Source organism: Polycladospora coralii (assembly GCF_014773435.2).
Lineage (GTDB): Bacteria > Bacillota > Bacilli > Thermoactinomycetales > Thermoactinomycetaceae > Polycladospora > Polycladospora coralii.
This window is the reverse complement of the sequence record NZ_JACXAG020000001.1, coordinates 440,338-466,134: the sequence shown is the minus strand read 5'-3', so window position 1 is coordinate 466,134 and position 25,797 is coordinate 440,338. Positions and strand designations below refer to the sequence as shown.

24 protein-coding genes are annotated in these 25,797 nt (G+C 41.8%); 9 read left to right on the top strand and 15 right to left on the bottom strand.

The window, feature by feature from the left end:
* Window positions 1–31: 31 nt before the first annotated feature.
* From IC619_RS02400 to IC619_RS02390, 3 genes are all read right to left on the bottom strand, one after another.
* Window positions 32–646 carry a DUF2812 domain-containing protein gene (locus tag IC619_RS02400; protein WP_191138514.1) on the bottom strand — a complete coding sequence of 205 codons (615 nt, stop codon included), beginning with the start codon at window positions 644–646 and terminating at the stop codon, window positions 32–34.
* A gap of 13 nt (window positions 647–659) precedes the next feature.
* Window positions 660–977 carry a PadR family transcriptional regulator gene (locus tag IC619_RS02395; RefSeq protein ID WP_191138513.1) on the bottom strand — a complete coding sequence of 106 codons (318 nt, stop codon included), beginning with the start codon at window positions 975–977 and terminating at the stop codon, window positions 660–662.
* Window positions 978–1,189: 212 nt separating this feature from the next.
* Window positions 1,190–1,363: a hypothetical protein gene (locus IC619_RS02390; RefSeq protein ID WP_191138512.1), complete on the bottom strand. Its 174-nt coding sequence runs from the start codon at window positions 1,361–1,363 to the stop codon at window positions 1,190–1,192.
* Window positions 1,364–1,466: 103 nt separating this feature from the next.
* On the opposite strand from IC619_RS02390, the gene IC619_RS02385 reads away from it, so the two are divergent.
* The 3 genes from IC619_RS02385 to cshA all read left to right on the top strand — a co-directional run bounded on the left by IC619_RS02385 (window position 1,467) and on the right by cshA (window position 5,574).
* Window positions 1,467–2,657, top strand: a complete 1,191-nt coding sequence (locus IC619_RS02385; protein ID WP_224749578.1) for an amino acid deaminase/aldolase — start codon at window positions 1,467–1,469, stop codon at window positions 2,655–2,657.
* On the top strand, window positions 2,654–3,964 hold the full coding sequence (locus IC619_RS02380) for a D-arabinono-1,4-lactone oxidase (RefSeq protein ID WP_191138511.1): 1,311 nt from the start codon (window positions 2,654–2,656) through the stop codon (window positions 3,962–3,964). Before IC619_RS02385 ends, IC619_RS02380 begins: the two co-directional genes overlap by 4 nt.
* A gap of 158 nt (window positions 3,965–4,122) precedes the next feature.
* On the top strand, window positions 4,123–5,574 hold the full coding sequence (cshA, locus tag IC619_RS02375) for a degradosome RNA helicase CshA (RefSeq protein ID WP_224749577.1): 1,452 nt from the start codon (window positions 4,123–4,125) through the stop codon (window positions 5,572–5,574).
* Window positions 5,575–5,629: 55 nt separating this feature from the next.
* Here cshA and IC619_RS02370 read toward each other — a convergent pair whose 3' ends face one another.
* The 8 genes from IC619_RS02370 to IC619_RS02335 all read right to left on the bottom strand — a co-directional run bounded on the left by IC619_RS02370 (window position 5,630) and on the right by IC619_RS02335 (window position 16,096).
* Window positions 5,630–7,441, bottom strand: a complete 1,812-nt coding sequence (locus tag IC619_RS02370) for an IucA/IucC family protein (RefSeq protein ID WP_191138510.1) — start codon at window positions 7,439–7,441, stop codon at window positions 5,630–5,632.
* A gap of 15 nt (window positions 7,442–7,456) precedes the next feature.
* Window positions 7,457–8,827, bottom strand: a complete 1,371-nt coding sequence (locus IC619_RS02365) for a lysine N(6)-hydroxylase/L-ornithine N(5)-oxygenase family protein (RefSeq protein ID WP_191138509.1) — start codon at window positions 8,825–8,827, stop codon at window positions 7,457–7,459.
* The gene (locus IC619_RS02360; RefSeq protein ID WP_191138508.1) at window positions 8,811–9,404 is read right to left on the bottom strand and encodes a GNAT family N-acetyltransferase; all 594 of its coding nucleotides are present in this window, start codon (window positions 9,402–9,404) and stop codon (window positions 8,811–8,813) included. The genes IC619_RS02365 and IC619_RS02360 overlap by 17 nt, the downstream gene beginning before the upstream one ends.
* Window positions 9,391–11,217, bottom strand: coding sequence for an IucA/IucC family protein (locus IC619_RS02355; protein ID WP_191138507.1), 1,827 nt, complete (start codon window positions 11,215–11,217; stop codon window positions 9,391–9,393). Before IC619_RS02355 ends, IC619_RS02360 begins: the two co-directional genes overlap by 14 nt.
* Window positions 11,218–11,235: 18 nt before the next feature.
* Complete coding sequence (locus IC619_RS02350; protein WP_191138506.1) at window positions 11,236–12,717, bottom strand: pyridoxal phosphate-dependent decarboxylase family protein; 1,482 nt, start codon at window positions 12,715–12,717, stop codon at window positions 11,236–11,238.
* A 21-nt stretch (window positions 12,718–12,738) separates the two neighbouring features.
* On the bottom strand, window positions 12,739–14,100 hold the full coding sequence (locus IC619_RS02345; RefSeq protein WP_191138505.1) for an aspartate aminotransferase family protein: 1,362 nt from the start codon (window positions 14,098–14,100) through the stop codon (window positions 12,739–12,741).
* Window positions 14,101–14,323: 223 nt separating this feature from the next.
* A complete protein-coding gene (locus IC619_RS02340; protein ID WP_191138504.1) occupies window positions 14,324–14,887 on the bottom strand; it encodes a nitroreductase family protein in 564 nt (187 codons plus the stop codon).
* 24 nt (window positions 14,888–14,911) lie between these two features.
* On the bottom strand, window positions 14,912–16,096 hold the full coding sequence (locus IC619_RS02335) for an MFS transporter (protein WP_191138503.1): 1,185 nt from the start codon (window positions 16,094–16,096) through the stop codon (window positions 14,912–14,914).
* Window positions 16,097–16,285: 189 nt separating this feature from the next.
* On the opposite strand from IC619_RS02335, the gene IC619_RS02330 reads away from it, so the two are divergent.
* The 4 genes from IC619_RS02330 to IC619_RS02315 all read left to right on the top strand — a co-directional run bounded on the left by IC619_RS02330 (window position 16,286) and on the right by IC619_RS02315 (window position 19,434).
* Window positions 16,286–17,050, top strand: coding sequence for a sulfotransferase family 2 domain-containing protein (locus IC619_RS02330; RefSeq protein ID WP_191138502.1), 765 nt, complete (start codon window positions 16,286–16,288; stop codon window positions 17,048–17,050).
* Window positions 17,051–17,217: 167 nt separating this feature from the next.
* Complete coding sequence (locus tag IC619_RS02325) at window positions 17,218–17,790, top strand: GNAT family N-acetyltransferase (protein ID WP_430624084.1); 573 nt, start codon at window positions 17,218–17,220, stop codon at window positions 17,788–17,790.
* Window positions 17,791–17,795: 5 nt separating this feature from the next.
* A complete protein-coding gene (locus tag IC619_RS02320; RefSeq protein WP_191138500.1) occupies window positions 17,796–18,332 on the top strand; it encodes a histidine phosphatase family protein in 537 nt (178 codons plus the stop codon).
* 202 nt (window positions 18,333–18,534) lie between these two features.
* Window positions 18,535–19,434 (top strand): EamA family transporter, encoded by a 900-nt coding sequence (locus IC619_RS02315; RefSeq protein WP_191138499.1) that lies wholly within the window; start codon window positions 18,535–18,537, stop codon window positions 19,432–19,434.
* 24 nt (window positions 19,435–19,458) lie between these two features.
* Here the strand turns inward: IC619_RS02315 and hmpA are convergent, their stop codons facing one another.
* The gene (gene hmpA, locus IC619_RS02310) at window positions 19,459–20,685 is read right to left on the bottom strand and encodes an NO-inducible flavohemoprotein (protein ID WP_191138498.1); all 1,227 of its coding nucleotides are present in this window, start codon (window positions 20,683–20,685) and stop codon (window positions 19,459–19,461) included.
* 122 nt (window positions 20,686–20,807) lie between these two features.
* Between hmpA and IC619_RS02305 the strand changes: the two genes are divergently transcribed.
* On the top strand, window positions 20,808–21,305 hold the full coding sequence (locus tag IC619_RS02305; protein WP_191138497.1) for a cyclic nucleotide-binding domain-containing protein: 498 nt from the start codon (window positions 20,808–20,810) through the stop codon (window positions 21,303–21,305).
* A gap of 52 nt (window positions 21,306–21,357) precedes the next feature.
* On the opposite strand, the gene IC619_RS02300 is transcribed toward IC619_RS02305, so the two are convergent.
* From IC619_RS02300 to IC619_RS02290, 3 genes are all read right to left on the bottom strand, one after another.
* Window positions 21,358–22,683: an esterase/lipase family protein gene (locus IC619_RS02300; RefSeq protein WP_191138496.1), complete on the bottom strand. Its 1,326-nt coding sequence runs from the start codon at window positions 22,681–22,683 to the stop codon at window positions 21,358–21,360.
* Window positions 22,684–22,801: 118 nt separating this feature from the next.
* On the bottom strand, window positions 22,802–23,110 hold the full coding sequence (locus IC619_RS02295) for a DUF4870 domain-containing protein (RefSeq protein WP_191138495.1): 309 nt from the start codon (window positions 23,108–23,110) through the stop codon (window positions 22,802–22,804).
* A gap of 240 nt (window positions 23,111–23,350) precedes the next feature.
* On the bottom strand, window positions 23,351–24,169 hold the full coding sequence (locus IC619_RS02290) for an undecaprenyl-diphosphate phosphatase (protein ID WP_191138494.1): 819 nt from the start codon (window positions 24,167–24,169) through the stop codon (window positions 23,351–23,353).
* Window positions 24,170–24,454: 285 nt separating this feature from the next.
* Between IC619_RS02290 and IC619_RS02285 the strand changes: the two genes are divergently transcribed.
* Window positions 24,455–25,786: a PepSY-associated TM helix domain-containing protein gene (locus IC619_RS02285; RefSeq protein WP_249669669.1), complete on the top strand. Its 1,332-nt coding sequence runs from the start codon at window positions 24,455–24,457 to the stop codon at window positions 25,784–25,786.
* The last annotated feature ends 11 nt before the right edge of the window (window positions 25,787–25,797 follow it).

The following is a 25,797-nucleotide window of genomic DNA, read 5'->3' as shown; positions in this document are numbered from 1 at the left end:
TCTCAATTGAAAATATCTATCGGCATTACTTCTAAGAATGTTTGGTCGAGTTTCTCATTTTCCGGTATTGCATACGCGCTCTCATCGATTTGATCAAAAAGAATGAGGCGATAGGGATCAATATCACCCAAGAGAGATTGCGAAGAAGGACAAACGGTGTTTCGAATAGAAAAGACCACCAGAAGGAAATACCTGCTTTCTCCCATAGGCCGGGGGTGAGATACCAAGACATCGGATGAAGTAGAGTTGAGAATTTTACAGGGCTTAGTATGAGTGCAAAGGTGAGTGGTAATGCCAGTGTTAGATACATTTCAGAAAGTCTTTTATATCGTCCTGCTTTAGAAGAAATATCTGAGAATATATCTTTACTCGCATTTTCATCTATTCGCTCAAAGTATTGAACCCCTGAGTTTTTTGAACCAGCAATATGCTTCCAGCCACTATCTTCAAAAAGGGTGCGGTAATCTTGATAATCGACCTGGTTTTTAAATGAGCGGTAGTCGATTTTTATCGTTGACGTCTCAGTTTGGGCTGGACGAAAGTGATATCGGACTAACTTTCCAATGAATATATAACCTTGTTTCGCCATCGTATTTAGCCATTTTTCTTCTTTGTCGATATCGAGAAAAAATCTAAACTTTTTCACGTGCACATCACCTTCACCTTTCTGTAAATGCTTTTTCAGTTAGCTGAACCATATGTTGTATTCTTTCAAAATCCTGTTGTAAAACGACTCTACCTGTTTGTGTAATCAAATATATTTTACGTCTTTTATCTGGGCTATGTACGGGTTCGATCAATTTTAACTTTAATAAGTTTTCAATGGCTCCATACAAAGTACCAGCAGCCATTTTTATTTCCCCCTTACTCAGATCTTCCACCTTCTTCATGATGAGATAACCGTGTGCAGGTTCGAGTAAAGATAAGAGGATATAATAAACGGTTTCTGTTAAGGGTAAGTGTTTATCTCTTGACATATGACCTCTCCCATAATTAATCAGTTTCACTGTATACAGTATGACGATATAATTATCGTATAACACTGTACCGTATATTGCAAATTTTGTTATTGTATCACCAATTTCTAAGTCTATGTTCACAACACACCAGTTCGCTTCATCTTTTCAGCAAGAATGGGATGTACTATAATAAAAATATCAAGCGTGTTGAGTTGCATTATTTTTCCATTTTAGTGTCGTGTATTTTGCTCTCCATCCACTTTCGCCTTGCAAAGTAGCTGAAAAGACCGCTCCGCCAAAACCTTACGGCGCTCCCAAAACTCCCTATCAGTCAAACAGGTTGTCCGCTTTTTCCCTTCAGGTTTTGGCTTCGCTAGGTACAGCTCAAAGGGGTTTCCGCTCAAAATACACTTCCTAAATTTGGATAATCAACACTACTGTAAAAATATGATTTTTTCAAATAACTAAGTTAACTAGGGAACTGATGAAGGGAGTGATTCGTGCAGGATGAGTAGAACATATACGGAGTATCGAGAAGTTTTTTCGGGATTGCCGATGCCATTTGCTTATATGGATCTCGACTTACTTGACGAAAATATCAAACAAATCTTAAAGAGAAGTCAAGATAAACCGATCCGAGTAGCGAGTAAATCGATTCGCAGTGTAGAGATATTGAAGTATATCTTACAATCTGACCAACGTTTTCAAGGGGTGTTGTGCTTTACGATTGAAGAAGCTTTATTTTTAAGTGAGCATGGATTAGATGATCTATTGGTCGCCTATCCAGCGTGGAATGAACAAGCGGTTAAAGCGGTCTTGCTCAAGGTACGCCAGGGAAAAAGGATCACTTTGATGATTGACAGTGCGGAGCATGTACGCCATTTGGAACAGATTGCAAGTCGGATGGAGACGCCAATACCGGTTTGTATGGATGTAGACATGTCGATACAGTACCCGGCGATTTACTTTGGTGTGTATCGGTCTAGTAGTCGTACGCTAACTGATGTTAAGAAAGTGATTGAAACCATCAAGCAATCTGCATGTATTCAGTTAGCAGGTTTGATGGGCTATGAGGCTCAAATCGCAGGCGTGGCTGACCGATCTACTGGTAAACGATTACAAAATCAGATTATAAAAACATTGAAAGCGTTTTCGATTCCAAAAATCCAAAAACGCAGAACGGAAATGGTCGATTATATCAAGCAAGAGGGGTTTTCATTACGTTTTGTAAATGGTGGGGGGACAGGAAGTATAGCGAGTACCGTCATGGATCCCAGTGTGACGGAAGTTACGGTGGGATCCGCTTTTTATGCGCCGATATTATTTGATTATTATCGAGATTTTCAGTATGCCCCAGCAGCCGGATTTGCGATTGAAATTACCAGACAGCCACAGCAAGACATATATACATGTTTAGGAGGGGGGTATCCGGCCTCGGGAAGTGCGGGGGTGGATAAACTTCCCCAACCTCATCTGCCTGCAGGAGCATCCCTCATAGCCATGGAAGGAGCGGGTGAAGTACAAACACCGATTCGCTATCACGGGGAGCATAAACTTCAGCTTGGTGACCCCATTTTTATGCGGCATAGTAAAGCGGGAGAGTTATGCGAGCGATTTCAAAGTTTATATCTGATCAGAAATCATAAAGTAGTAGATGAAGTTAAAACCTATCGGGGAGAGGGGCAGTGTTTTTTATGAGTCAAGCAGAGATTAAAAAATGGGAAAATTGGTCCGGTTCTGTAAAATGTCAACCACAGGCTGTTTTGTACCCTCAAACGATAGCGGAAGTCGTAGCGCTTGTGAAAAAGGCAAAGCAAGAACAACGTTTGATTCGTGTGGTTGGGTCTGGACATTCGTTTACTCGTCTTGTAGAGACAGATGATCAATTGGTTTCACTCGATCGATTGCAAGGGATTGTGGAGATGGATGAGGAGCGGAAAACAGCTTTAGTATGGGGCGGGACCAAACTAAAAGCGTTAGGAGAGTTACTTGCCGAACGTGGTTATTCACAAGAAAATTTAGGCGATATTAATGCGCAATCGATTGCGGGTGCCATCAGCACAGGTACACATGGGACCGGCATTCAATTTGGAAGTATTTCTACGCAAGCCGTTGAGATCACGATGGTAAATGGAGAAGGCGAAATGGTATGCTGTAGTGCGGAGCAAAATCCCGATTTATTTAAAGCGGCTCAGGTTTCCTTAGGCACACTCGGTATCATTGTACAAGTACGCTTGCGAGTTTTACCGAAGTACCGGCTTCATTTAAATAGTTTTCGTTTGCCCCTCTCCGAGTGCATACAGCAATTGGAACATTATAAACAAGAAAATCGCCATTTTGAGTTTTACTGGTTTCCATATACGGACTTGGTTCAGATGAAGTTAACCAATATCACAGAAGCAGAACCGACTAGAAATGAAACGGTAAAGTTTTTTAAGGAAGTGGTTGTGGAAAATGGTGCTTTTTGGTGTTTATCGGAAGCTACACGCTTCGTTCCCAAATTAGCGCCTGCTGTTTCACGCATTTCAGCCAATGGGATACCGGCAACAAATGAAATTGAAGAGAGTCATCGCATGTTTGCCACCTCCCGTCTTGTCCGTTTTCAAGAGATGGAATACAGTATCCCTGCTGACTGCTTACCTGCGGCGATGGCAGAGATTAAAGCAAGTATTGATCAACACCAATTTGCTGTACATTTTCCGATTGAATGCCGTTTTGTTGCCGCAGACGATATTTGGCTAAGCTCTGCCTATGGCCGGGACTCCGCATATATTGCCGTGCATATGTACAGAGGTATGGAATATGAAGCGTACTTTAAACAACTTGAGTCGATCTTACAGAAGTATGAAGGGAGACCACATTGGGGAAAAATGCATCATATGGAGCATGATAGCATAAAGCATAGCTATCCGAAGTTGGAGCAGTTTAACCAATTCCGAGAGCAGATGGATCCACAAGGCCTATTTTTAAATGATTATGTAAGGAAAATGCTCGTATCTTCATGAAAATAGGTGTCCCTCTGCAAAATAGTTGAGATTTTTTTATGCATACATGTTAAGATAAGGTGTTAAGAATAATAAATAGATCATTACTCAGTTTTTATATAGATCTCACGCCATAAAGACGGGTTGATGGATAAATTTTTGAGAGGGGTACCAACGTTTTGACAACTTTTCGTGATTTTGATCTTAGTTTAGAATTAATTAAAGCAGTAGAGGAGATGGGGTTTGAAGAGGCGACACCGATTCAAGCGCAATCGATCCCCGTCGCTTTGACAGGACAAGATGTCTTAGGGCAAGCACAGACCGGAACAGGAAAAACGGCCGCCTTTGGCATACCTTTAATCGACCGGACGGATATGGAAAGCAATGACATACAAGCACTCGTGATTACGCCGACTCGTGAATTAGCGATACAAGTAGCAGAGGAATTAAACCGAATTGGACAAGTAAAGAGAGTAAAGGCATTACCGATCTATGGTGGACAAGATATTAACCGTCAAATCCGCTCATTAAAAAAGAAACCTCAAATTATTGTAGGGACACCAGGACGTTTACAAGACCATATGCGACGTCGTACGATTCGTCTGCAATCGATTCATATGGTGGTGTTAGATGAAGCAGATGAGATGTTACAAATGGGATTTGTGGAAGAGATCGAAGCAATTCTTTCCGAAATTCCAGAAGAGCATCAAACCTTGTTGTTCTCAGCAACCATGCCTAGGGATATTCGTGCCTTGGCAGATAAGTTTATGAAAAATCCCGTTGAGATTAAAACGAAGACCAAAGAGATGACCATTCCAACGATTGAACAGCATTATATCGAATTAGCTGGTGGTCAAAAATTTGATACCATGTGTCATCTGCTTGATATTGACTCACCTGAGTTGGCAATTGTATTTGGCCGTACCAAAAAACGGGTAGATGAGTTGGCTGAAGGACTAAATAAACGGGGTTACTCTGCCGAAGGCATTCATGGCGATCTCTCCCAGGCACGTCGAGATACTGTCATTCGTCGTTTTAAAGAGGGAACGATTGATATCATGGTGGCGACTGATGTGGCAGCACGCGGGCTAGATATTTCTGGTGTGACCCATGTGTACAATTTCGATATCCCGCAAGACCCTGAAAGCTATGTGCATCGGATTGGTCGTACTGGTCGTGCGGGCAAAACGGGTATCGCGATGACGCTGGTTACATCTCGAGAAATTGGATTGCTACGCAATATTGAACGCGTTACCAAGAAAAAAATGGTGCGTAAATCCATTCCTACATTTAATGAAGTGATGGTGGGTCAACAAAAGCAAGCAGTAGAGAGTTTGCTCACGGTTGTAGCGGAAAATAAAACCCGCAACTATGTGGAAACGGCGGAAAGACTGCTTGAAGATATTGATTCTGTTACCTTGCTTGCAGCAGCGCTAAAAATGATCACCAAGGAGCCGGATACGACAACGGTCAAGATTACGGAAGATCATGGTGGTGGCTTCCCGCGTAAGCAACGTTCTTCGGGTGATCGTGGACGAGGCGGTAGAAATCGTAGAGGAAAAACCGAATTTAAGCGTTCTAAAAATGGAAAAAGCTTTCGCGACAAAGGTAAGCGCAAAAGCAAAGTGTAAGATGTGATAAATAAAAAACCTGCACCGCCCTTTAGGGTGATGCAGGTTTTTTGTGTTAGAACGTGTGTATTTTTGATCCTGCTAGTGGGTTTTTAACCTTGCCATACTCGGAAGCATGTGGGCGATCATCGTCATCTTCGTAGCCATAATCGAGCATACGATTTCGATTGAGACATAACTTCGTAAATTCAGGTCTTAATAGATCGAAGCAGGCAAATCGCTCAGATAGCGCTGGGAATTGTGCTTGATAAGCTAAGATTACGCGCTGCGCTTTTTCCCAGAAGACTGCTTCACTGATATCATGATGGTCATCCATGATATGAGAGAGATAACGCATATGGCAGACGAATAGCCCTGTAAAGATGAACTGGCATAATCCTTCTGGTGGCTCACTCCGTAATACTTCTTTTAGTGTAGCAGGGATATTGGCTAGTTCAGGAAGCGGTTGATCACTTACGTTTACATCATCCACAAAGTCTTTCATCGCTAGGCGATGTGGGACCCCCTCTTTTAGCACTAGTATCGTATTTTGACCATGCGGTGAAAAGACGACACCGTATTGATAGAGATAGTGTAGTAGAGGAGGTAAAACCACTTCAAATAAGCGATCCATCCATTGATCCGCAGATAAGCCGGATTGCTCAATTAACCGGGAAACAAAAGGTGTGCCTGATCCATCTACATAGAGTAGCGACGCGAGTGTGATTGGATGCTCGCCTTCATCTAAATAAGTATAAATACTTTCGCGCCAAATACAGCCTAGCATTTCTAAATATTGATAAGGTGCGCCTTCCATATGGGTATAGTAGGGATGATCGTAATTTAAACTGGCGATTTCTCCCGGTAAAATCAAGCGACATGTTTGGTTTAAGAAGGAATCTTTCTCCCATATTCCTTTAATATACTCGGTGATTTGGGGAGCTAGTACGGTACGTTCACCCGGTAATCCCCGATATACTAAGGTGTTCAAGATACTCATCGGCAGTTTAACATGGTGTTTCTCTTTATTTGTGATGTTGACGAAAGTACGTACAGACTGCTGGGGTAGATAATGATCGTGACCATCACCCAGTGGTACAATAAATTGCTGTGCTAGTTCTTCAGCGAAGAAGGGAATAATATAGTTGTTCCATTGCCATTCATGTACGGGTAAGAAAAAATAGTCGTGCGGGTTTAGATTTGCACTTTGTAATTGGTTAAGAAAAGCTTCATACTGCTGCTCTCCTAATTCAGAACGAATCAGGTCATCATGGTTTAGCTCAGAAACCGCATGAAAATCAGTGCGCGTACGATGAACGGCAAGCCAAGCGATTTGCACGGACTTTTGCTGCTCAGGTGCGTAGGCTAAGTAATCCTCATAGCTAAATCCAATGCGCCCTTTGTTATAGGTAATCCAAGGATGACCTTCCATTTCGCCTTCTAACTCTGCATAATCCAACTGAGTCAGATCGACTCCTGCTTTTTCTTTTTTCTTCTCATAAATCGTAGCATCTGCGATTAGCGTTTGATTATATTCACGAATCAGATGGCCAGCTGTGGTGGAGTTCATGCCGACCGTGGTTTGAATATCAAGGAGGAACTGAATCGGGTTGGTCGCCTCTTCTTTCTTTTCTCCCATATGTCGTTGGATAGTCTCTTCGTAAACTGTAAAGCTGTTAAATAATCTTCTTTTAGCTTGATAAGTATAGGTGATATCATTTTTAAGTTTAAGTTGATAAGTTACCCGATCTTCACGTTCGTCCATTACCTCGGGATGAAGCATATCTTCATACATCAATTCAGCAATCATTTTGGTTAATAGATTGCGCGATACGATTTTCCATGTCGTAGGGTTTAACGTTTGAATGATATTTTGAACAGCTTGCATAAGTGGTTCACTCCTTTATCCTTTTACGAATTCTGTTTCGGCCTGCTTAACTTGAGCCGGGGATACGCCAAATTGCTGGAAGACATTTTTCTTTTGTACTGGATAAAATTCTGTACCCGTTAACTGATTAATAATGACCGCATTACGGTGAGCCCCAAGCCCCAGGTCTGGCGCTCCGATACCATGTGTATGTAACTCGCCATTTTGCACAAAGATACGATTTGATGTTTGTTTTGTCGATTGTACTTGATAGACTGCATCTACTTGATAACGTCCTTGTGCATCCCAATCGATAAAAGGATCTAAACTGGCAATAAACGACGGTAGCTTGTGCTGATAACCGGTAGCCATCACGATTCTGTCACTGTCGTGCGTGAATGCTGTTTTTTGTTCCTTATGATAGCAACTCAATTCGTAAGTGATTCTGCCTGCTTCCTGCGTCTGCACGATGTTTTGCACCTCGGTATGTGCGAGCAATCTTACCGGGGGAGATGCTTCTCCTACAGTACGTTCATATAGGAGCTCATAGATGGTGGCAATGGTACTGGCACTAATCCCTTTATACAGCAATCCCTGTCTTTTAAATAATGCATCACGCTCAGCTTGTGGGAGCTGGAAGAAGTAGTCGATGTAATCGGGTGAAAAATGCTCTAGTCCCAGCTTCGAGTATTCCATCGGGAAAAAGCCGCTTGAACGTGTAAACCAATCGATGCGATAACCATGTTCGGGTTGTGCTTGTAAGAGGGTAAGGAAGACCTCAGCCGCACTTTGACCAGACCCAATCACCGTAATGGACTCTGCTGTCGTAAGCTCATCAAATCGTTGTAAAAAGTTTGCGGAATGAAAGACATGATCGTTTGACAGGTTTTCATGTGGGATTGGAATGGTTGGTACACTTCCAACTCCGATGACCACATCTTTGGCCCAATAAGTCGTGATCGCTTGCGTTTGCGTATCTTTTACCGTGACTTCAAAAAGAGCCGGACTTTTGGATTCGTGATGGACAACTGAAACGACTTCACTACTAAAACGAAGAGCGTCTAATTGCTTCGATACCCATTGGCAGTAGTGATTATATTCACGTCTAGGGATCAAGAAGCGTTCCAGGAAATAAAAGTGATAAAGACGATTATGTTCCTTTAAGTAGTTTAAAAAAGTATAAGGGCTAGTTGGATCGGCCATGGTCACTAAGTCTGCGAAAAAGGGAACTTGGAGGGTCGTTCCTTCGATTAATAGACCTGGATGCCAATCAAATTCTGGTTTTTGCTCGAAAAAAAGAGCGTTTATGGTCGGGACTTTAGTTAACATGGCTGCTAGTCCGAGATTAAAGGGACCCAGTCCGATCCCGATCAAATCTAATACTTCTTGTTTACTTTCCTGCATCATCTTGTTTCCAACTCCTCATAAACGGTTCTCGTTCACAAAACATTAAAGCGGCTTCTTTATCGGGTAGTTGAATCGATCTTTGAAATTCAAAGCCACATTTTTGGAAGACGTGAATCATTTTTTCATTACGGATATCGGGCTCTGCTACGACTTTTTGGGTGCTTTCATGTTGAAACAGGTGATAAGTGATATGGCGTAATAAAGGCGCAGCATAACCTTTTCCTAGATAGGAAGGAGGGCCAATCAGGAGATGAACGCCTTGATCCTCCGGATGAAAGTCATAATGCTGTCCTAATAGGTCATCTTGTACCCAGTATGTCTCCCAGTAACTCATAGGCCTACCATCGAGCTGACCGATATGGAGAGACTGATGGTGATCAGCAAGAAACTTTTGTAGATGAATCTCATAATCGGCAAATGGAATATTGAGTTTCCAGAAGGGAATGACATGAGGTTCCTGCATCCAGCTATGAAGGCGTTTGACATCTAAATCTAGCTCTACTGGGCGAAATGAAATCTCTTTTTTGATCTGCTCCTCATACCGCTTCCAAATTTTCTGTGTGCTAAGGGGTTGCATGTAGGACCACTTCTTTCTTCAAAAACGGATTTGGAATTTGAATATAAACAGACTGGCTTTCCATTGGTCCTGTCAACTCATCCATATCATGAAAACGTGTAAGTAAGTTGCCTTTGCAAGGTAATTGTTCATCGTGAAGTAAACTTTCAATCAGCCTAGATGGTTTCCGGTTATGTGGGTGTAGCTTCTCAAGTCGCTGTTTTAACTCTGCTAATAACGTAGATTCATCGCACAGTTGTGCAACGCCAAAGCCATTGATGAGGCCCATCAGGTGATTAATAAATAAATAATAGCGAATGCGCTCATCGGCTACTTCATCTTTACACATCGTCTCGCTTTTATCGCTAATTCCAGGTAGGATACGCCCTAATTCTGGGAATGTGGATTCACAGTAATAGTAACCTTGGTTATCGCGATAGTAAAAAGATTTGGGATAGCCTGCATCATCCAATTGGACGACACTATTTTGTTGATGTGCTTCTAACGCAATGCCATAATTCAGATATAGCCACATCATCGGTTCAAAAGAGAGATCGAGATACTGTCGGAACCAATCGAGACTTACAGTTTCTGTGGTTCGTTGCTCGGTATGGGCAATTTTTGTGATAATAGTGGCCAATCGTGAAGTCTGACCTGGAATGGGATCTTGACAAAGTCCAGCGAGCAGGGTAGCTTGTTGGCTGTCTTCATGACGAAATGGATTGTCACGTAATACCAATTCAAATCCGGACTCAGCTTTGTCTGGATGCATCACCGTAATAAAAGCAGGGTCCTTTACAATATCAAACTGGGGATAACGCGCTTGTAATGCTTGCCCAATCTCACTTTCCATAATGCGTGTCACTTCGACCCCGCGTTCAAGTTCTTTATATTTGTTTAAGCGAACCGAATTGGTAATTTTGATATTGACTGAACACTTAAACATGAAGCGAGAAGCTGGATGATACAAGGTACGGAATGATGAGGTTGGATAATAAGCTTTTCCCTGAATACCGAGATCTTCGATTAATCCTTCCTTCAGATAGGATTGAATGACTGGATCACGCAATACATGAGGGACTTGTACAGGATGCATCGGGATGATTGCAAAATCATCTTTTTGAGCAATCTCTTGTTTCAATTGTAAATCAAATGCTTCATCAAGTTGGATTTCTTCTTTGATGAGCGCTACTGCGGTCTGTGGGAGATTGGAATCTTCTTTTACTAGTGAAGAGTGGACCCGGAAGTAATGAAGTGAAAATTTTCCTTTCATTTCAGGTGCGTACATGTTTTGTTCATGATCAGCTAATCCTTGACGACTCTTTGGTGTCGGATGATAGAGATGGCCAAATACAAGGGATTGCTCGGCATCTAAAAAGCTAAACTTAGACGCATATAATTCGGTTACATCTACTTTGCGTGTATCTACATAAGCATCAATATGTTGGCAACTTTGGATGATTCGAAATACAAAATCGTCTGGATAAGATGTTAATTTCTGTGAAATCGTTAGCTCTTTTGATATCAGTGTGATTAAGGTGACATAGTCGAGCTCGATCCAATGATTCATTATCACGTTACGATAGTAGATGGGGAAATGAAAGAGATGGCGGTCTGTAAGCGACCAGTATGAGACTGGCGCTACAACCTCCATATTTTGATAGGTTAGTTCGATAAAGACATAATGCTCAGCGGCGGAGAGTTGAATCAGGTTTTCTCCTGATAGTTGTTTAGATAATTCAGTCCGTGATTTTAATTCATAGTTCCCTGTTTCTCGGAGATAACAATTTAAAAAGCTTTGAATGGTTGCATTTTGCGCGATGTGATTAAGCATAGCTAGTTAAACTCCTTTCTATTGGTCGAATTGATTTCCGATTTGTTCGATTAGATGTATCATGTGATCGATATCGGTTTCTGTAATGCGTGGGTTTAGTAAGGTGAACTTTAAATAAACCTCATCTTTCACTTTTGTTTTGGCCAGTACGATCTCACCACTTGCTAATAAATGCTGTCGGATCGCTAAATTAATACCATTGATATCGCCATGCTTAGGCAGATAGCGAAATACAATCGCATTCATGTGGGGGGTGCGATTCTTGATTTCAAAGTGAGCATGATGAGCAAGTGTTGATGCTGTGTATTGTGTGATATGTAAAGTGGATTCGATTAAATGGGCGAATCCTTTGCGTCCCAGCACTTGTAGTGATACATACAATTTTAAAGCATCAAAGCGACGCGTAGTCTGAATCGATTTTCCAACCAGGTTAGGAATCCCGTCAAGCTCATCTTCTTCTGGATTTAAGTAGTCAGCATGTAATTTTAAGAGCTGAAAGTGCTTCTTCTCTTTTAAGAGAAAGGCTCCGCAACTAATGGGTTGATAAAAAAGTTTATGGAAATCAACTGTAATCGAATCGGCATATTCAATTCCGCTCAAACGATTACGATAGGAGGTGCTTAATTGTAAAGCGCCACCATAGGCTGCATCGACATGTAACCACATGTGATGCTTTTTTGTGTGTGTGTAGATCGCTTCTAACGGATCGATACTCCCAAAGTCTGTTGTACCAGCGGTTGCTACAAGCGCAAAGGGGATATGCTTGGCTGCGAGCATGGTTTCTAATTTTCGTTCTAAATCGTGGGGACACATTTGTTGCTTTGAATCCGTTTGAATGGTTATAACGGCATCTTCGCCAAGCCCGAGTAGAGAAGCGGATTGTTTTACGGTGAAGTGTGCCGCCTCTGAACATATGATGCGTAGTTGAGATGCAAACGGTGGCAAACCACGTTTTTTTACGTCCCAGTCATGATGTGCTTTCAAGTAGTGATCGCGGGCAAGTAATAATCCCATGAAATTAGATTGTGTACCCCCACTGGTGAAAACACCATTACAATCTGAAGTGTCGTAAAAGAGCTTAGCAAGCCATTGAATGACTCTTTCTTCAAGTAGTGTAGCCGATGGACTTTGATCCCAAGAATCCATCGACTGGTTCGTAGCACTTACCAAAGCTTCAGCAGCTAAAGCAGGGATCAGAGGTGGGCAATGTAAATGTGCTACACAATTCGGATCATGGACAACCATGGTGTGTTGAATGATCGAACTCCCCACCTGTTCCAGCACCTCTTCAATCGGTGTACCTTCTTCCGGGCAGATGTCCCAGCGATTTATGAGGTTGTTTAATTCGGCTACGCTAATACCGCTAAAAGGCTTTGTTTGAAGTGCAAAAGGCGCTTTAAGTGCTTTTTCGCTCTGTTTCATGGCATGTTGATAATAGTTCCAAGCTTGGTCTGAGTTTCCTAAGAAGAGTTGATCAGGATGTAATGTTGTGGATTTCATCTTTCTATATTCACCTTTCATCTATGCACGATTAAAAATTGATTCGGCTTCTTTGACTGCTTCTCCAAAGATACTTACTACTTCATCTACTTGCTCAGATGTAATGATGAGTGGCGGAAGGAAACGGACTACACTACCATGACGGCCGCCTAGTTCTAAAATTAAGCCTCGTTTAAAACAAGCTTGCTGGATCAGGCGAGCCAGCTCCGGATTTGCTGGATAACTTCCGATTTGGTCAGGAACTGCTTTGGTATTGACGATTTCAACCCCGACCATTAAACCGCGTCCCCGAACATCACCAATGGATTCAGTAGCAGTTTGTACCACTTTCAGGTTAGACATGAGGCGTTCACCCATCACTTTAGCATGTTGATCCAATTGATTGTCACGGATGAAGCGAATTGAAGCGATACCAGCCGCCATCGCCATTTGATTCCCTCGGAAAGTGCCTGTGTGCGCACCAGGTGCCCATTTGTCTAATTCGCGATCATATACGACGACAGCGAGTGGTAAGGAACCACCGATGGCTTTAGATAGTACGAGTACATCAGGTGTAATACCAGCATGCTCAAAGGCAAATAACTTACCTGTTCGACCAAAGCCAGTTTGGACTTCATCTACGATGAGCGGAATCCCTTTTCGCTTGGTCAGTGCTCGCATATTTTGCACCCATTGATCAGGAGCTGGAATCGCGCCACCTTCACCTTGCACCATCTCCATGATCATTCCGGCAGGTGGAATGATACCGCTTTCTGGATCATCTAACAATTGCTTAATATAGTGGCTTCCGACTTGTGCACCTGCTTCTGTACCCAATCCAAATGGACAGCGATAGGAGTAGGGATAAGGGAGGAAGTGAACATCGGGCATAAGTCCGGCCACTTTTTCTTTGGGGCCGAGGCTTCCTGTTAAGCTAAGCGCGCCATGTGTCATCCCGTGATAACCGCCTTGGAAGGATAACATACTACGACGTCCGGTAGCGGTTTTGACGATTTTCAGGGCAGCTTCAATCGCATCTGCACCAGATGGGCCACAAAATTGAATTTTAGCGCGTGATGCAAATTCGGCAGGAAGCATAGCAAAAAGTTCCTCGACAAATTCATCTTTAACGGGTGTGGTTAAGTCGAGTGTATGTAAAGGCAAACCGGAGGAAAGGACATCTTGAATCGCTTCAATGATAACAGGATGATTATGACCAAGTGCTAAGGTGCCAGCTCCAGCTAGGCAATCTAAGTATTTTTTTCCTTCTACATCTGTAACTGTAATCCCTTTCGCTTCTTTGATCGCAATCGGAATTCGGCGTGGATAAGAGCGGGCATTCGATTCTCGGCGTTCTTGATTGGCGAGAAAATACTGGTTTTCTAAAATTTGAGTAGGGTTCATGTCTACATTCCTCCATAAATAAGGTTTTGAGTGAAGCAAACGGCTAGTTCGTCTATTGTAATAGAGAGAGTTCGGCTCTATTCAAATTTAGTAATAAAGTCATTCATAATTATAATAGATAATGATAATCATTATCATTTATGGTTCGTCATTAAATATACCACTCATCCCAGTACTTGTAAATAACCTTTTGCAAAAAGATCAAAATAGAGTACGATTTTGCTTATTTTTCAATGACTGTTAGGATTTCGTCAAGTGGTTTTCGTTGTTTTACGGATGGGATTTTGTCAAAGTGACCGATCAGTAATAGGCCCACAATTTTTTCGTTTTCTCCGATATCGAAGTGAGCTTTAAGCGGGTGTGTTTCTTCGGTGTTAAAAGATTTCCACACCATGCCGATTTGCTGTTCCCAAGCTAGTAATTGAATGTTTTGTATCAAAGTAGCTGTGGCACATAAATCATCTTCCCATTGTCGTTTTGATTCACTTTCTTCCATTATAACGAGTGTGAAGGCTGAAATCGTACGTAAATAAGACGTATACGCTTTTATCGTCGCTTCAGGAGCTTCCATTAAGGTAAGGGATTGGATCACAGTTTGAATGAGTCGTTCTTTTCCCTCTCCATGGATTAAAATAAGGCGCCAAGGTTCTTCTTTTTTATGAAAAGGAGCAAAAGTTGCAAGTTCGAATATATGTTTGAGTGTGGAAATGGAGACGTTCTCCGCATTGAAGTGACGGATGGTACGTCGAGAGCGAATAATTTCAGCTAGAAGTGATTGTGAAGTCATCATATCTTCCTCCTGGAGTTGATGTTATCTAGATTCTATGTGTTGCAACCGAAGACTAAATTGCCATACGCTTAAACCGAGCGTGCAGACCAAAATGAAATAATAAGGTGCAGCGGGTTCGATCTGGTATAAAAATGTTGCAACGATCGGCGCGATCATAGAGCTTACACCATTGGCCGCACCATTTAATCCTGCTACTTGCGTTTGAAAAGCATCATCTACCGCTAAGGACAGTCCACCTAAATAGCCAGGTAAAATCAGGCCAGATCCTGCTCCAATAAAGACAAAAGACAAGAAAGTTCCCCCTATAGAAGGGCTAGCTAAAAAAAGAATGATGCCTGTCAAGCTGAGTAAGAATCCCAGTTGCAATAAGTAAGTGGGGTTTAACTTCATTTTTCTGACGACGAACATCTGACAGATAAAGTTCGTGAAACCGAAAATGACGAGTGATAAACTGACTGCTTGTGTCGTTTCTAGTAGTGTAAGATTCATTTGATCTTGAAAGTAGAACCCTAAAGTAACTTGCATTAGGACAATCATCAGATTTAAAAAAAAGCCGACTAGTAAGAATGGAAAGATGCGCTGATCATAAAAATGGATGGTTAAGTTAGGCGGCGGTTCTTTTATGTCATGTTGAGGCAGCTTTAAATCTAATCGAATGGATAACAGAACAGCCATTATAAATGGAAGAATCGCTGCAATGTAAATCGGAAATGTCAAATGAATCAGAACAAAAACCCCTCCGATAGCCGGACCAATAATTAATCCCAAACCGCTGGCCGCGCCTAAAAGAGCCATTCCTGATGTGCGTTCATGCTTAGGTGTGTAGCGCGCTATAATCGCTTGGGAAGCCGTTAAAAGTGCGGCAAAGACCACACCACCGCACATGCGAATGAGGATTAAGAATAGAAAGATGATCGGTAGAGCAATAGAAGAAGAAAGCCCAAGTGAAAGGATAATCGCAAATGCCAGATAGCAAAGCGCAAAACCATACATACCGAAGACCAGAATCGATTTTAAGGCATATTTTTTGCTGTTTTTTCCCCACAATGGACTGGCAATAAAGAGAGAAATGGCCGCAACAGCAAATACGATTCCAATCTGTGTTTCATTAAAATTAAGCTCTCGTAATAGCGGGCCTAAAATAGGATTTACCATGGCTAATCCTAAATAGCTACTAAACATCCCCATAAAGATTAATTTTTTCAAATGTCATCCCACCAAAAGTTAATAAAATAATAGTTGATAATAGTTATCATTATCATATTACGCTTTGCAAAAAGGGTCAATGCTCTAAAATGAATTTGTATGAAAATAGACGTATTTAAATGATGATGATTCTTAATATGAAGCACGCTTGTCTTATGAGAATCATATAATTAATGAGGAGGGGATCATATGAATGTGGGGCAAAACCAAGCCATGTTTGCGGGTAGATATCCCTCATACCATAAGGATTTTCCACTTATCTTATACTGGACGCATAAATGCGGATGCACAGTGCTTAATAAGTGGTTTTTCTATCAGATTGGTCTGCTCGATCAAGCTCTACGATATCATCCTTGGATTCATCGATTCAGAGAAAGGTATTGTTCAGAACCGGATTATCTAGCAAATCTTATGAAAGATTATCAGCACAAAGAAAGTGTGAAATTGGTTCGTAATCCCTATACACGTGCAGTATCCTCTTTTTTGCATGCAGTGAAGACAGGATGCTGTCATTGGCCTGAAATGATCGATTTTTATCAAAAGAATGGCATATCCTTTAAGCAGTTTCTTCATTACGTCAGACATCGGCAACAAAATAGAAGTGAATTGGAGTGGCATATTCATCAACAATGTAAGCCAGAGGAAAAAGCATTTATTTCTCGGTATATCTATTTGGAAAATTTGCAAACTGAATTGAGACAGTTAGAGAAACAATATGCGCTTAAACATGCACCCACTCACCAGCTTTTTCAATCAAATCATCATAATGTTAAAGGGAATAAAGTGATAGACTTAGCAGCCCGAGCGCTCAATGCCAAACATTATCAAGAAAGGATTAGACCACAAAACCCTTCTTATCGGAGTTTTTATGATGAAGAAAATATGCAACTCGTACAAGAAATCTTCCAAATAGACTTTGATATTTGTAATTATAGTAAAGAGTTGGTTATTTAGATCAAAGGGTGCGGATTAACGGGTTACAAATAGTTGTGGATAATGCGATCTGGCTTATAGTATACATGTTGGACATGTATTCACGTCTATTCTATCTATTTTTATAATTATAGATATATTTATTTAGCATTATATGCTACAATTATCGTGTATAGGAGGGATATATGATGGAACAACATAGACCAGTTCGTTTTTTAGAGGGCAAGCGTATTTATCTGCGACCTGTGGAACTTGCAGACGCGCGCCCTCATTTTCAAATTTTGTTTGATACTGAAAATCGGCGCTTAACAGGTACACAGCGAAGCTTCACCCCCATGCAAATCGAGCAATATATCGAGCAGAAAACGAGTGATGAATCGAGTGTATGGCTACTCATTGCCTTGCGCGATACCGATGAAGTGATTGGTGATATCGCACTCCAAGATATAGACAATACGAATCGCAATGCCAATATACGAATTGCCATCAATCACGCAGAGCATAAAGGAAAAGGGTTCGGCAGTGAAGCGATGAAGTTGATGCTCAATTATGGCTTTGGTATTTTAAATCTACATCGCATTGAACTGAATGTATTTGCCTATAATGAACATGCACGTCGTACCTATGAGAAACTAGGCTTTGAGGTGGAAGGGATTGCTCGTGAAGCGCTTTACTATGATCATGCCTATCATGATTCAATTAATATGAGTATTTTGAAACGAGAATTCCAAGAGCGTTATCTGGCGGATATGACGAGGTAAAAGAGATGGAAACCATATACTTGATTCGTCATTGCCAAGCTGAAGGACAAGCAGCAGATGCCCCATTGACACCAACAGGTGAAGTGCAAGCCGAAGCTTTAGGGGATTTCTTGGCGCAATTTCCCATCGATACGATCGTATCGAGTCCCTATCGTCGAGCGGTGCAATCCGTTGAACCGCTGGCGAAACGGTTAAGTCAACCCATACATATAGAGCCTTTATTCCAAGAGCGCGTTCTAAGTGATACATCTCTACCCGATTGGAAATTACAACTAGAACAATCCTTTATCGATCTTGATCTACGCCTAGTCGGAGGAGAATCGAGCCGCGATGCGATGGAGCGGGGTATAAAGGCGCTCGAAGGTATGAAAAAACGGGGTGGACAACATGTAGTGGTGGTGACCCATGGAAATCTACTCACACTCCTTTTAAAGTCGTTTGACGAACGCTTTGGCTTTAATGAATGGGAGCAGATGGCTAATCCCGATGTATTTCAAGTAGATGTAGGACGCGGTGAAGTAATGCAGCTTTCAATGACATGAGATCATATCTTGAATTTGACTATTCTTGAAATGGGCAAATGAATTGCTATTTATAGGTGTTTTGCGATGTAGACTCCTAAAACGCTTTGTTTTCTCTATTTTGTATATGAAACAAATGACCTAGAATAGCTGCGTATAGGTTTTCATAGACAAGTATGCTAAGATGGAGAGACTTTGTGTTAAAGGATGAGGAGAATGGATCGTGAGTCGGTGGCAAGCTAGTTTACTGGTATTACTAGGTGCGTCTTCGTATGGGACGCTGACGGCTTTGGTGAAGTTGGGCTATGCGGCTGGTTTTAGTGCAGCTGAGATTACGGGTAGTCAAATTTTGTTTGCTTGTGTGGGGATGTGGTTGTTTGTCATTCCCTATCGCGCATATCTGAAAAAGTTGTCAAAACGCGCACTGGGCGTATGGCTTTTGAGTGGGATATGCTCGGGATTAACTGGTGTTTTTTATTATCAATCGTTGCAGTATTTATCCGGTTCCCTTGGGATTTTACTGCTTTTTCAATTTACGTGGATGGGTGTATTACTAGAAGCGATTATAAACAAGCGGGCACCCTCTCCCATGAAGTGGATCGCCATGCTTGTAATCTTGATAGGAACGTTCTTGGCAAGTCAGGTAGGCGTGAGTCAGGGGCAGAGTGGAAATGGATTAGGTATTTTATATGGGCTTGCCTCGGCGGCGACATATACGCTCTTTATTCATTTTAGTGGCGTGGAAAGCGGGCAAGTCCCAGCAACTGTGCGGACTGCTTTTATCGTGACTGGAGCGACGGTGATCACGCTCATCGTTTTTCCACCCGTATTTCTTTTAAATGGCGCGCTTGCAACGGGGTTGTGGAAATGGGCGGCGCTGATCGGGTTGTTAGGGGGCATCTTGCCTGCCTTACTATTTGCGAAGGCGATTCCCTATGTGGGAACAGGACTGGCTTCGCTACTCGGAGCAATTGAGTTGCCTGTGGCGATTTTATTTGCATTCTGGTTACTGCATGAGCAGATTGCTTCTTTGCAATGGATCGGGATTGTGTTGGTCTTAGTTGGTATTTTGCTCTCGGAATTAAAATGGCATCTAAATCGAAGAGAAGCCAAGCGAATCTAAGGATTTGCTTGGCTTCTCTGTTATCTACTTCGTTTTTTGTAAGTGTTCCATGGAACCGAAGAATTCGTAATGGATATTCTCTTCTGCGACACCTAGCTGACTGAGTAGCTGATAAATATGACTCATAAAAGGGGTGGGCCCGCATAAGTAACAGTCGATATCGGTGGTGGAAAGTATTTTATCGAGATGGTGGATTTGAATAAATCCTTCTCCATCCATCTTTTTTTGTTTTCGATCTTGATCGGTTGGAAACGTATAGAAGGTATAGGTATTTAGTTGCGAATGTTGTTCACTTAATGCTTTAAGACGTTCTTGCATCGCATGTGTATGACCATTAATGGTGGCTTGCACAAATAGGACACGGCGATCTGGGGTTGCTTCCAGTGTATGTTCCAACATACTCATGAGCGGTGTGAGACCGACCCCTCCGGAGATTAATACTAGTGGTGCTGGATTGTCGGTGTTTAAGGTGAAGACACCAGCTGGTGCACTTACAGGTAATACATCTCCAACTTGCACGTCATCATGAAGGTAGCTCGAAACAATACCAGCAGGTGAGTCTTCCCTCGCGTCCTCACGCTTGACAGAGATGCGATAATAATCTTTATGAGGTGCATCAGATAAGCTATATTGACGCTTATGGTTATGAGGTTGTCCTGGAATGGAGAGATCTAAACTTACATATTGTCCGGGCTTAAATGAAGCGATGGGCTTTTGATCAACGGGCTTGAGATAGAAGGAAGTAATGACATCGCTTTCCTTCACTTTTCGATCGATGACAAAGTTACGGAAACCAGCCCATCCACCGGGTTGTTCGATGGCTTCACGATAAAGTTTTCCTTCGACCTCAATAAATGCATTTGCAATGATCTCATAAACTTCGATCCATGCTGCTTTCAATTCAGGTGTAAAAGCATCTCCTAAAACTTCTTCCATGGCGATGGTTAAATTTTCACCTACGACTGGGTAATGTTCAGGGAGTACGCCAAGACTGCGGTGCTTGTGGGCAATGAGTTCAACCACCGGTAGAATTTGTTCGAGAGATTGTATATGTTTGACGGCCATGTAAACGGAATGGGCAAGTGCTCTTGGTTGGGTTCCTTTTACTTGATGTGTTTTATTAAAAACGTTTAAGAGCTCAGGATGTTTTTGAAATAAAATTTGGTAAAACCGGGTTGTGATTGTAGCGCCCTGCTCTGCAAGAACAGGTACGTAAGATTCTATCGTTTGGAGTGTTTTTGGATTTAACATGTTCATCCACCTCTTTTGTTTTATGCATCTGCTACAATTTCAGTATAGAGGTGAAAGGAACGAAGAACTGTGATTTTAATCACAATAAATTAGGCGATGATGTGAACAGGAGAGGGATAAGTGTGCATTTAAGCAGAGGAGAGGTTCTTTTTTTACAAGGAGAAACAGGGAAGATCTATTATTTAAAAAGTGGATTATTGAAGGTATCGCGTATTCGCGCAGATGGTAGCTCTTTTCTTTTTAATATTTTAGTGCCTGGAGAGCGTTTCCCGCATCATTCATTGGTTGTACCGCAGGAAACATTTGGCACAGTATCTGCTATGTCTGTGTCAGAGGTTCAATGTCTGCCGGCGGCTGAGTGGTATCAATTGTTGGCGGAAAAGCCTGAGCAGTATCGAGAGGTAGCATTCGTATTACAGACGACGCTACGAAAGATGCAGAAACGCATGGAGCTGACAACAGCACCTACGAAAGACCGAATTCCGATGCTACGGGAATGGTTTGCGCAGTTTTTACCAAATCTTCAATTAGAGGATGTATTGACCCAGGAAGAGATTGGTCAGTTTTTAGGGATGACACGAGAAACTGTTAATCGCCAACTGCGTAACCAAGCAAAATAAGCTAGGAAACGGAGTTTTTCCGTTTCCTAGCTTAGAATAGAAAGCGCTTACATTAATCCGGCAAATGATTTAAATATTGACCTAAATCGTTGTACCAATCACGCATATCGCGAATACCTAACCCGATTACGTCGAGGTGGTCAAAGTGATGTAACACGCCCATATCATTCCAAACGCCCTTCTGGGGGGTACCCTTATAGGGGACAGAAGTTTCCGTCATAGGTCCATCCATAGCGACTACGGATACGAGTCCATCGTTTTCCCACCAGCTTTTATCAATCTTTACTTTTCCATTATTATCGTTTTGTGTATAACGTCCAATCTGGAAACCAGATGCATACATGATCGGATTCATCAGGGGTCCTGGTAAGTGGTAACCTGTGAAGATGTTTTTATAGGTCTGTTCAGCACTAATCGAGAAATAGTAAACATCATCACGTGAGGTTACCCATTCATTTAAGTCGCGCGCACCTTCAGGTGCAAGATCCCATTGCGAAGTATCAAGCGATCTTTTCCAAATGGCGCTATTTTTCACGCGATTGAAGTAGCTTTTATAAGATTCGCCTTGCTCTCGTTTTAACCCCCATTGATCCAGTTTGAAGTCATAGAAAAATTCGTCTTTTTTACCAGTAGCAGCTGCTGCAAAGCCGATTAACTGTTGGATGTGTGGGAAAAAGTTGTCAACTGTATAAGCAAAGGGAGATCCATCATGCGGAGTCGTAACGGTGGTAACACTGTGGATCCATGCGCGATTTTCTTGGTTGAAAAGGGGAGAGCGGTCATCACTTGGAGTTGCTTCTCTCTCTTCTTTGTAACCGCTTTCAATTAATTCATCTAACAAACGAATCGTTTGTCCTCCTAAGCTATGTCCGACGAGATGAATCTTGTTCACCTTTCCGGTACTCGGGTTTATTTCTCCCCATTCCGGGTAAAATCCTTCATAAGTTCTTCCATAACGGTCATGCCCATGTTTTTCAGCATGTGCTTTACCATAATCAACGCGTCCACCTTTTACTTGGGCATATAGCTCAACGGCACGGTCCCAGTTGCTCGATACCGGTCCAACGGCGGCGGTGTATACGGTTAAACCTTTCTTTTTCATGTCTTTTTCAATATCAGTAAGTCCGCCCCAATAGCGGTAGCCATGCATTTCATCTCGGCCCCATCCGCCAAGACCATGAACAAGCACAATCGGGTAGTTATTGGCGTTATCTGAAATCTTTCCTTTTATTTTAACATTCGGCTTAATTGTAGTTTCTTTCTGTGTTTTCTGAATATATGAGCGATAAGCATCATTTTGGCCGACGGCTGAAACGGTTGGCAGTGCAAGGGTGAAGCTGAGTAAAAAAGCGAAACAAATCGAAAATACATTTTTCATAAAAATCACTCCATTTCAAATGATTGAATGTTCATTCATTTTAAGGCAAAAATAGACGTCTTTCAAAAAGTGCATGACTACCCTTTTTGAAAGCGTTTACATCATTTATTAAAAAAAATTACTTCACAAACATGCGTGTAAGTGGATAATCAAAATGTTCCTCATTTATGGCGCGTATGATGCCGATGATCGGATATATTAGAGCCATAATTGCAAAAGCGATGAGAAAAGGAATACCGATTAGCACAAACGATAGCAAGCTTGAAATGAAGATCAATATGGACATGATAATATGGAAGATCAATGCTTGCATCGAAATACGTCGTACTTCTTTATCTGTAATGACGACATATACGATCAAAGGTACAACGATCGGTGCGAACCAAGTACTAGCATGTACGAGGACTTTAAGTCCTTTACTATCCAAATAAAAACCTCCCAACCTCATAAATTACTTATTGTATAAAAAACATTATATCACAAAATAATTATGAAAAAAAGATTTAAATGAAAAAATTCCTATAAATATAAGCCAAAATCATTTGCATGAATTTTCGATGTGGCTGTCAAACGCTCCGCCTAAACCTCACGGAGCTTCCAAAAACTCCCTTACGCGTGCAATCTAAAATGAGAGAGAATGCCTCTCCCTCATTTCAGTTGACTTGTCTTAAAGTAAGGAATAAATAAGGACAGCTGGTCCTACGATGAAGCAGTAGATAGCAAAATAGCCTAATTTCCCTTTGGCCATAATGTTCATAAACCACTTGAGGGAGAAGTAGGTCATAATGAATGCCCCTAATAATGAGATCAAATAGATGATGATCATCATAAGGGATAGATCCTCTTCCAGAAAATCCCCAATTCCTAGTATAAATCCACCTAAACTAACGGGAATATAAAGTAAGAAAGAGAAGCGAAACGCTGTTTCGCGGTGCATCCCAAGGAGCATAGCCACCACAATTGTAGCACCTGAGCGGCTGATTCCTGGCGTGAGGGCTACCGCTTGTCCTAAGCCGACTAACCAAGCGTCTTTCATGGTTAAATCCCCATCAGCACGCCAGCCTCTACTTTTTCGAATAAACCATAACGCACAGCCTGTGATGATTAAGGTGATGCCAACTGTTTCGATTCGATTTAAGTGAAGATCGATAAAGTCTTTCCCAAGTAAACCGATGACCATCGCTGGTAAAGTACCGATGATGAGGTAAAGTACATAACGAAAGTCGGAGCGTGTGGCTGCACATGGTTTTTCGATGTGGCGTACACTATTGAGCAAAAGGCGTGTAATATCATCCCAATAAATAACGAGCACGGCAAGTAGTGAGGCAAAGTTTAATAGTGCAAGTAAACTAATATTCTCGGTTTCAATCCCTAAGAATTCCTGTGCGATCACTAAGTGCCCACTTGATGAGACGGGTATCGGTTCCGTAAATCCTTGAAATAAACCGAGTAGTAAGTATTTAAGTAGATCAATAAGTTGTTCCATGCAGGTTAAACTCCCCCATTCCACATATCTGACAAAAAATATCATAACATGTTCCACATCAATCAGCATTAAAAATAAAATGGAGGTTAGCGTAGCCAAAACCTGTATGAACGTGAGGGTGTTTCGGCGAAAGTGAATGAAAAACAAAATACACGACTGGCTCAAAAGTATACTTTTCTTGTTATATTAGTATAAAGTTCACCATTCTAGCTCTTCTGAGTCGTTTCAGATCATAGATCAGGCTCTATACTTGCTCACAGAATGAAATGTGAGAGGGAGAGTCATATGAAACAAAAAGGGTTATATCAACAGGTATGGAGATGGCATTTTTTTGCAGGAATTCTATTTTCTCCTATTTTAATTATATTAGCAGTCACTGGTTCGATTTATTTGTTTAAACCGCAAATTGAAAATGTGATGTATCAAGAATATCGAAATGTTGAACATACAGGGGAACCTATTTCAGCATCATTGCAACTAGAAAAAGTGAGAGCTGCTTACCCCGAAGGAGAAGTGGTGCGCTATATACCTGCTTCGACAGCAGAAGAGGCAGCACAAGCACAGATGATGCTGGGTGAAGAATTTTTTACGGTATTTATCAATCCGTATGATGGTACAATTTTGGGGAAAATAGCGAGTTCCGATAACTGGCTCGATACAGTAGCAGTCATACATGGTGAATTAATGGCAGGTACAATTGGAGATGCAATTGTAGAACTATCAGCTAGCTGGGCTGTCATTTTATTGGCGACAGGCTTATTTTTGTGGTGGCCACGCAATAAAAAAGAGATTGGCGGTACATTCTTCCCACGATTGCGTCAAAAAAATCGGATCTTTTGGAAGGACATACATGCCGTGTCGGCATTTTGGTTTTCCTCTTTGATCATGCTTTTAATTCTGACCGGACTTCCATGGTCGGGTGTGTGGGGCGATCTGATTCAAAAAGTAGCGGTTGCCACTAACTCTGGCTATCCAGATGAATTATGGGGAGAAAAACCCGAATCAACGACTCCCAGTAAAGAGGTAGCCGATGTACCTTGGGCAGCAGAAACTTTACCTGTACCCGCTTCAAAAGAGACCAACGGTGGGGCGTTAACCATAGATCAGATCATCCAATTTGCAGAGGAACAATCTTACACGCGTGACTATCGCATTGACTTACCAGAAGGAGAGACGGGTGTTTACACGCTTTCCGTACGCCCTGATCGTCCGGAAGGCGAAGCTACGCTTCATATCGATCAATATTCAGGTCAAGTATTAACCAAACTAACGTTTGACGATTACGGTAAGACCGCACAATTGATTTCAATCGGGATCGCTTTGCATGAAGGACGTTATTTCGGGATCTGGAATCAAATTTTTGGCTTATTCATTTGTCTGGCTCTGATTGGTATTGTCATCAGTGGTTGGATCATGTGGTGGAAGCGTAAGCCAAAGGGTAAATTAGGATCACCACAACGGATTGAGCAGTATGGAAATTCAAAGTCATTCTTGATTTTTATGGTAATTTTAGGTATTCTACTTCCCTTAGCTGGTTTATCCATCATCGTGGTATACTTGCTAGACTGGTTGATTCTCAAAAGAATTCCGGCCTTAAAGAATTGGTTAGATCATTAATAAAACAAAAA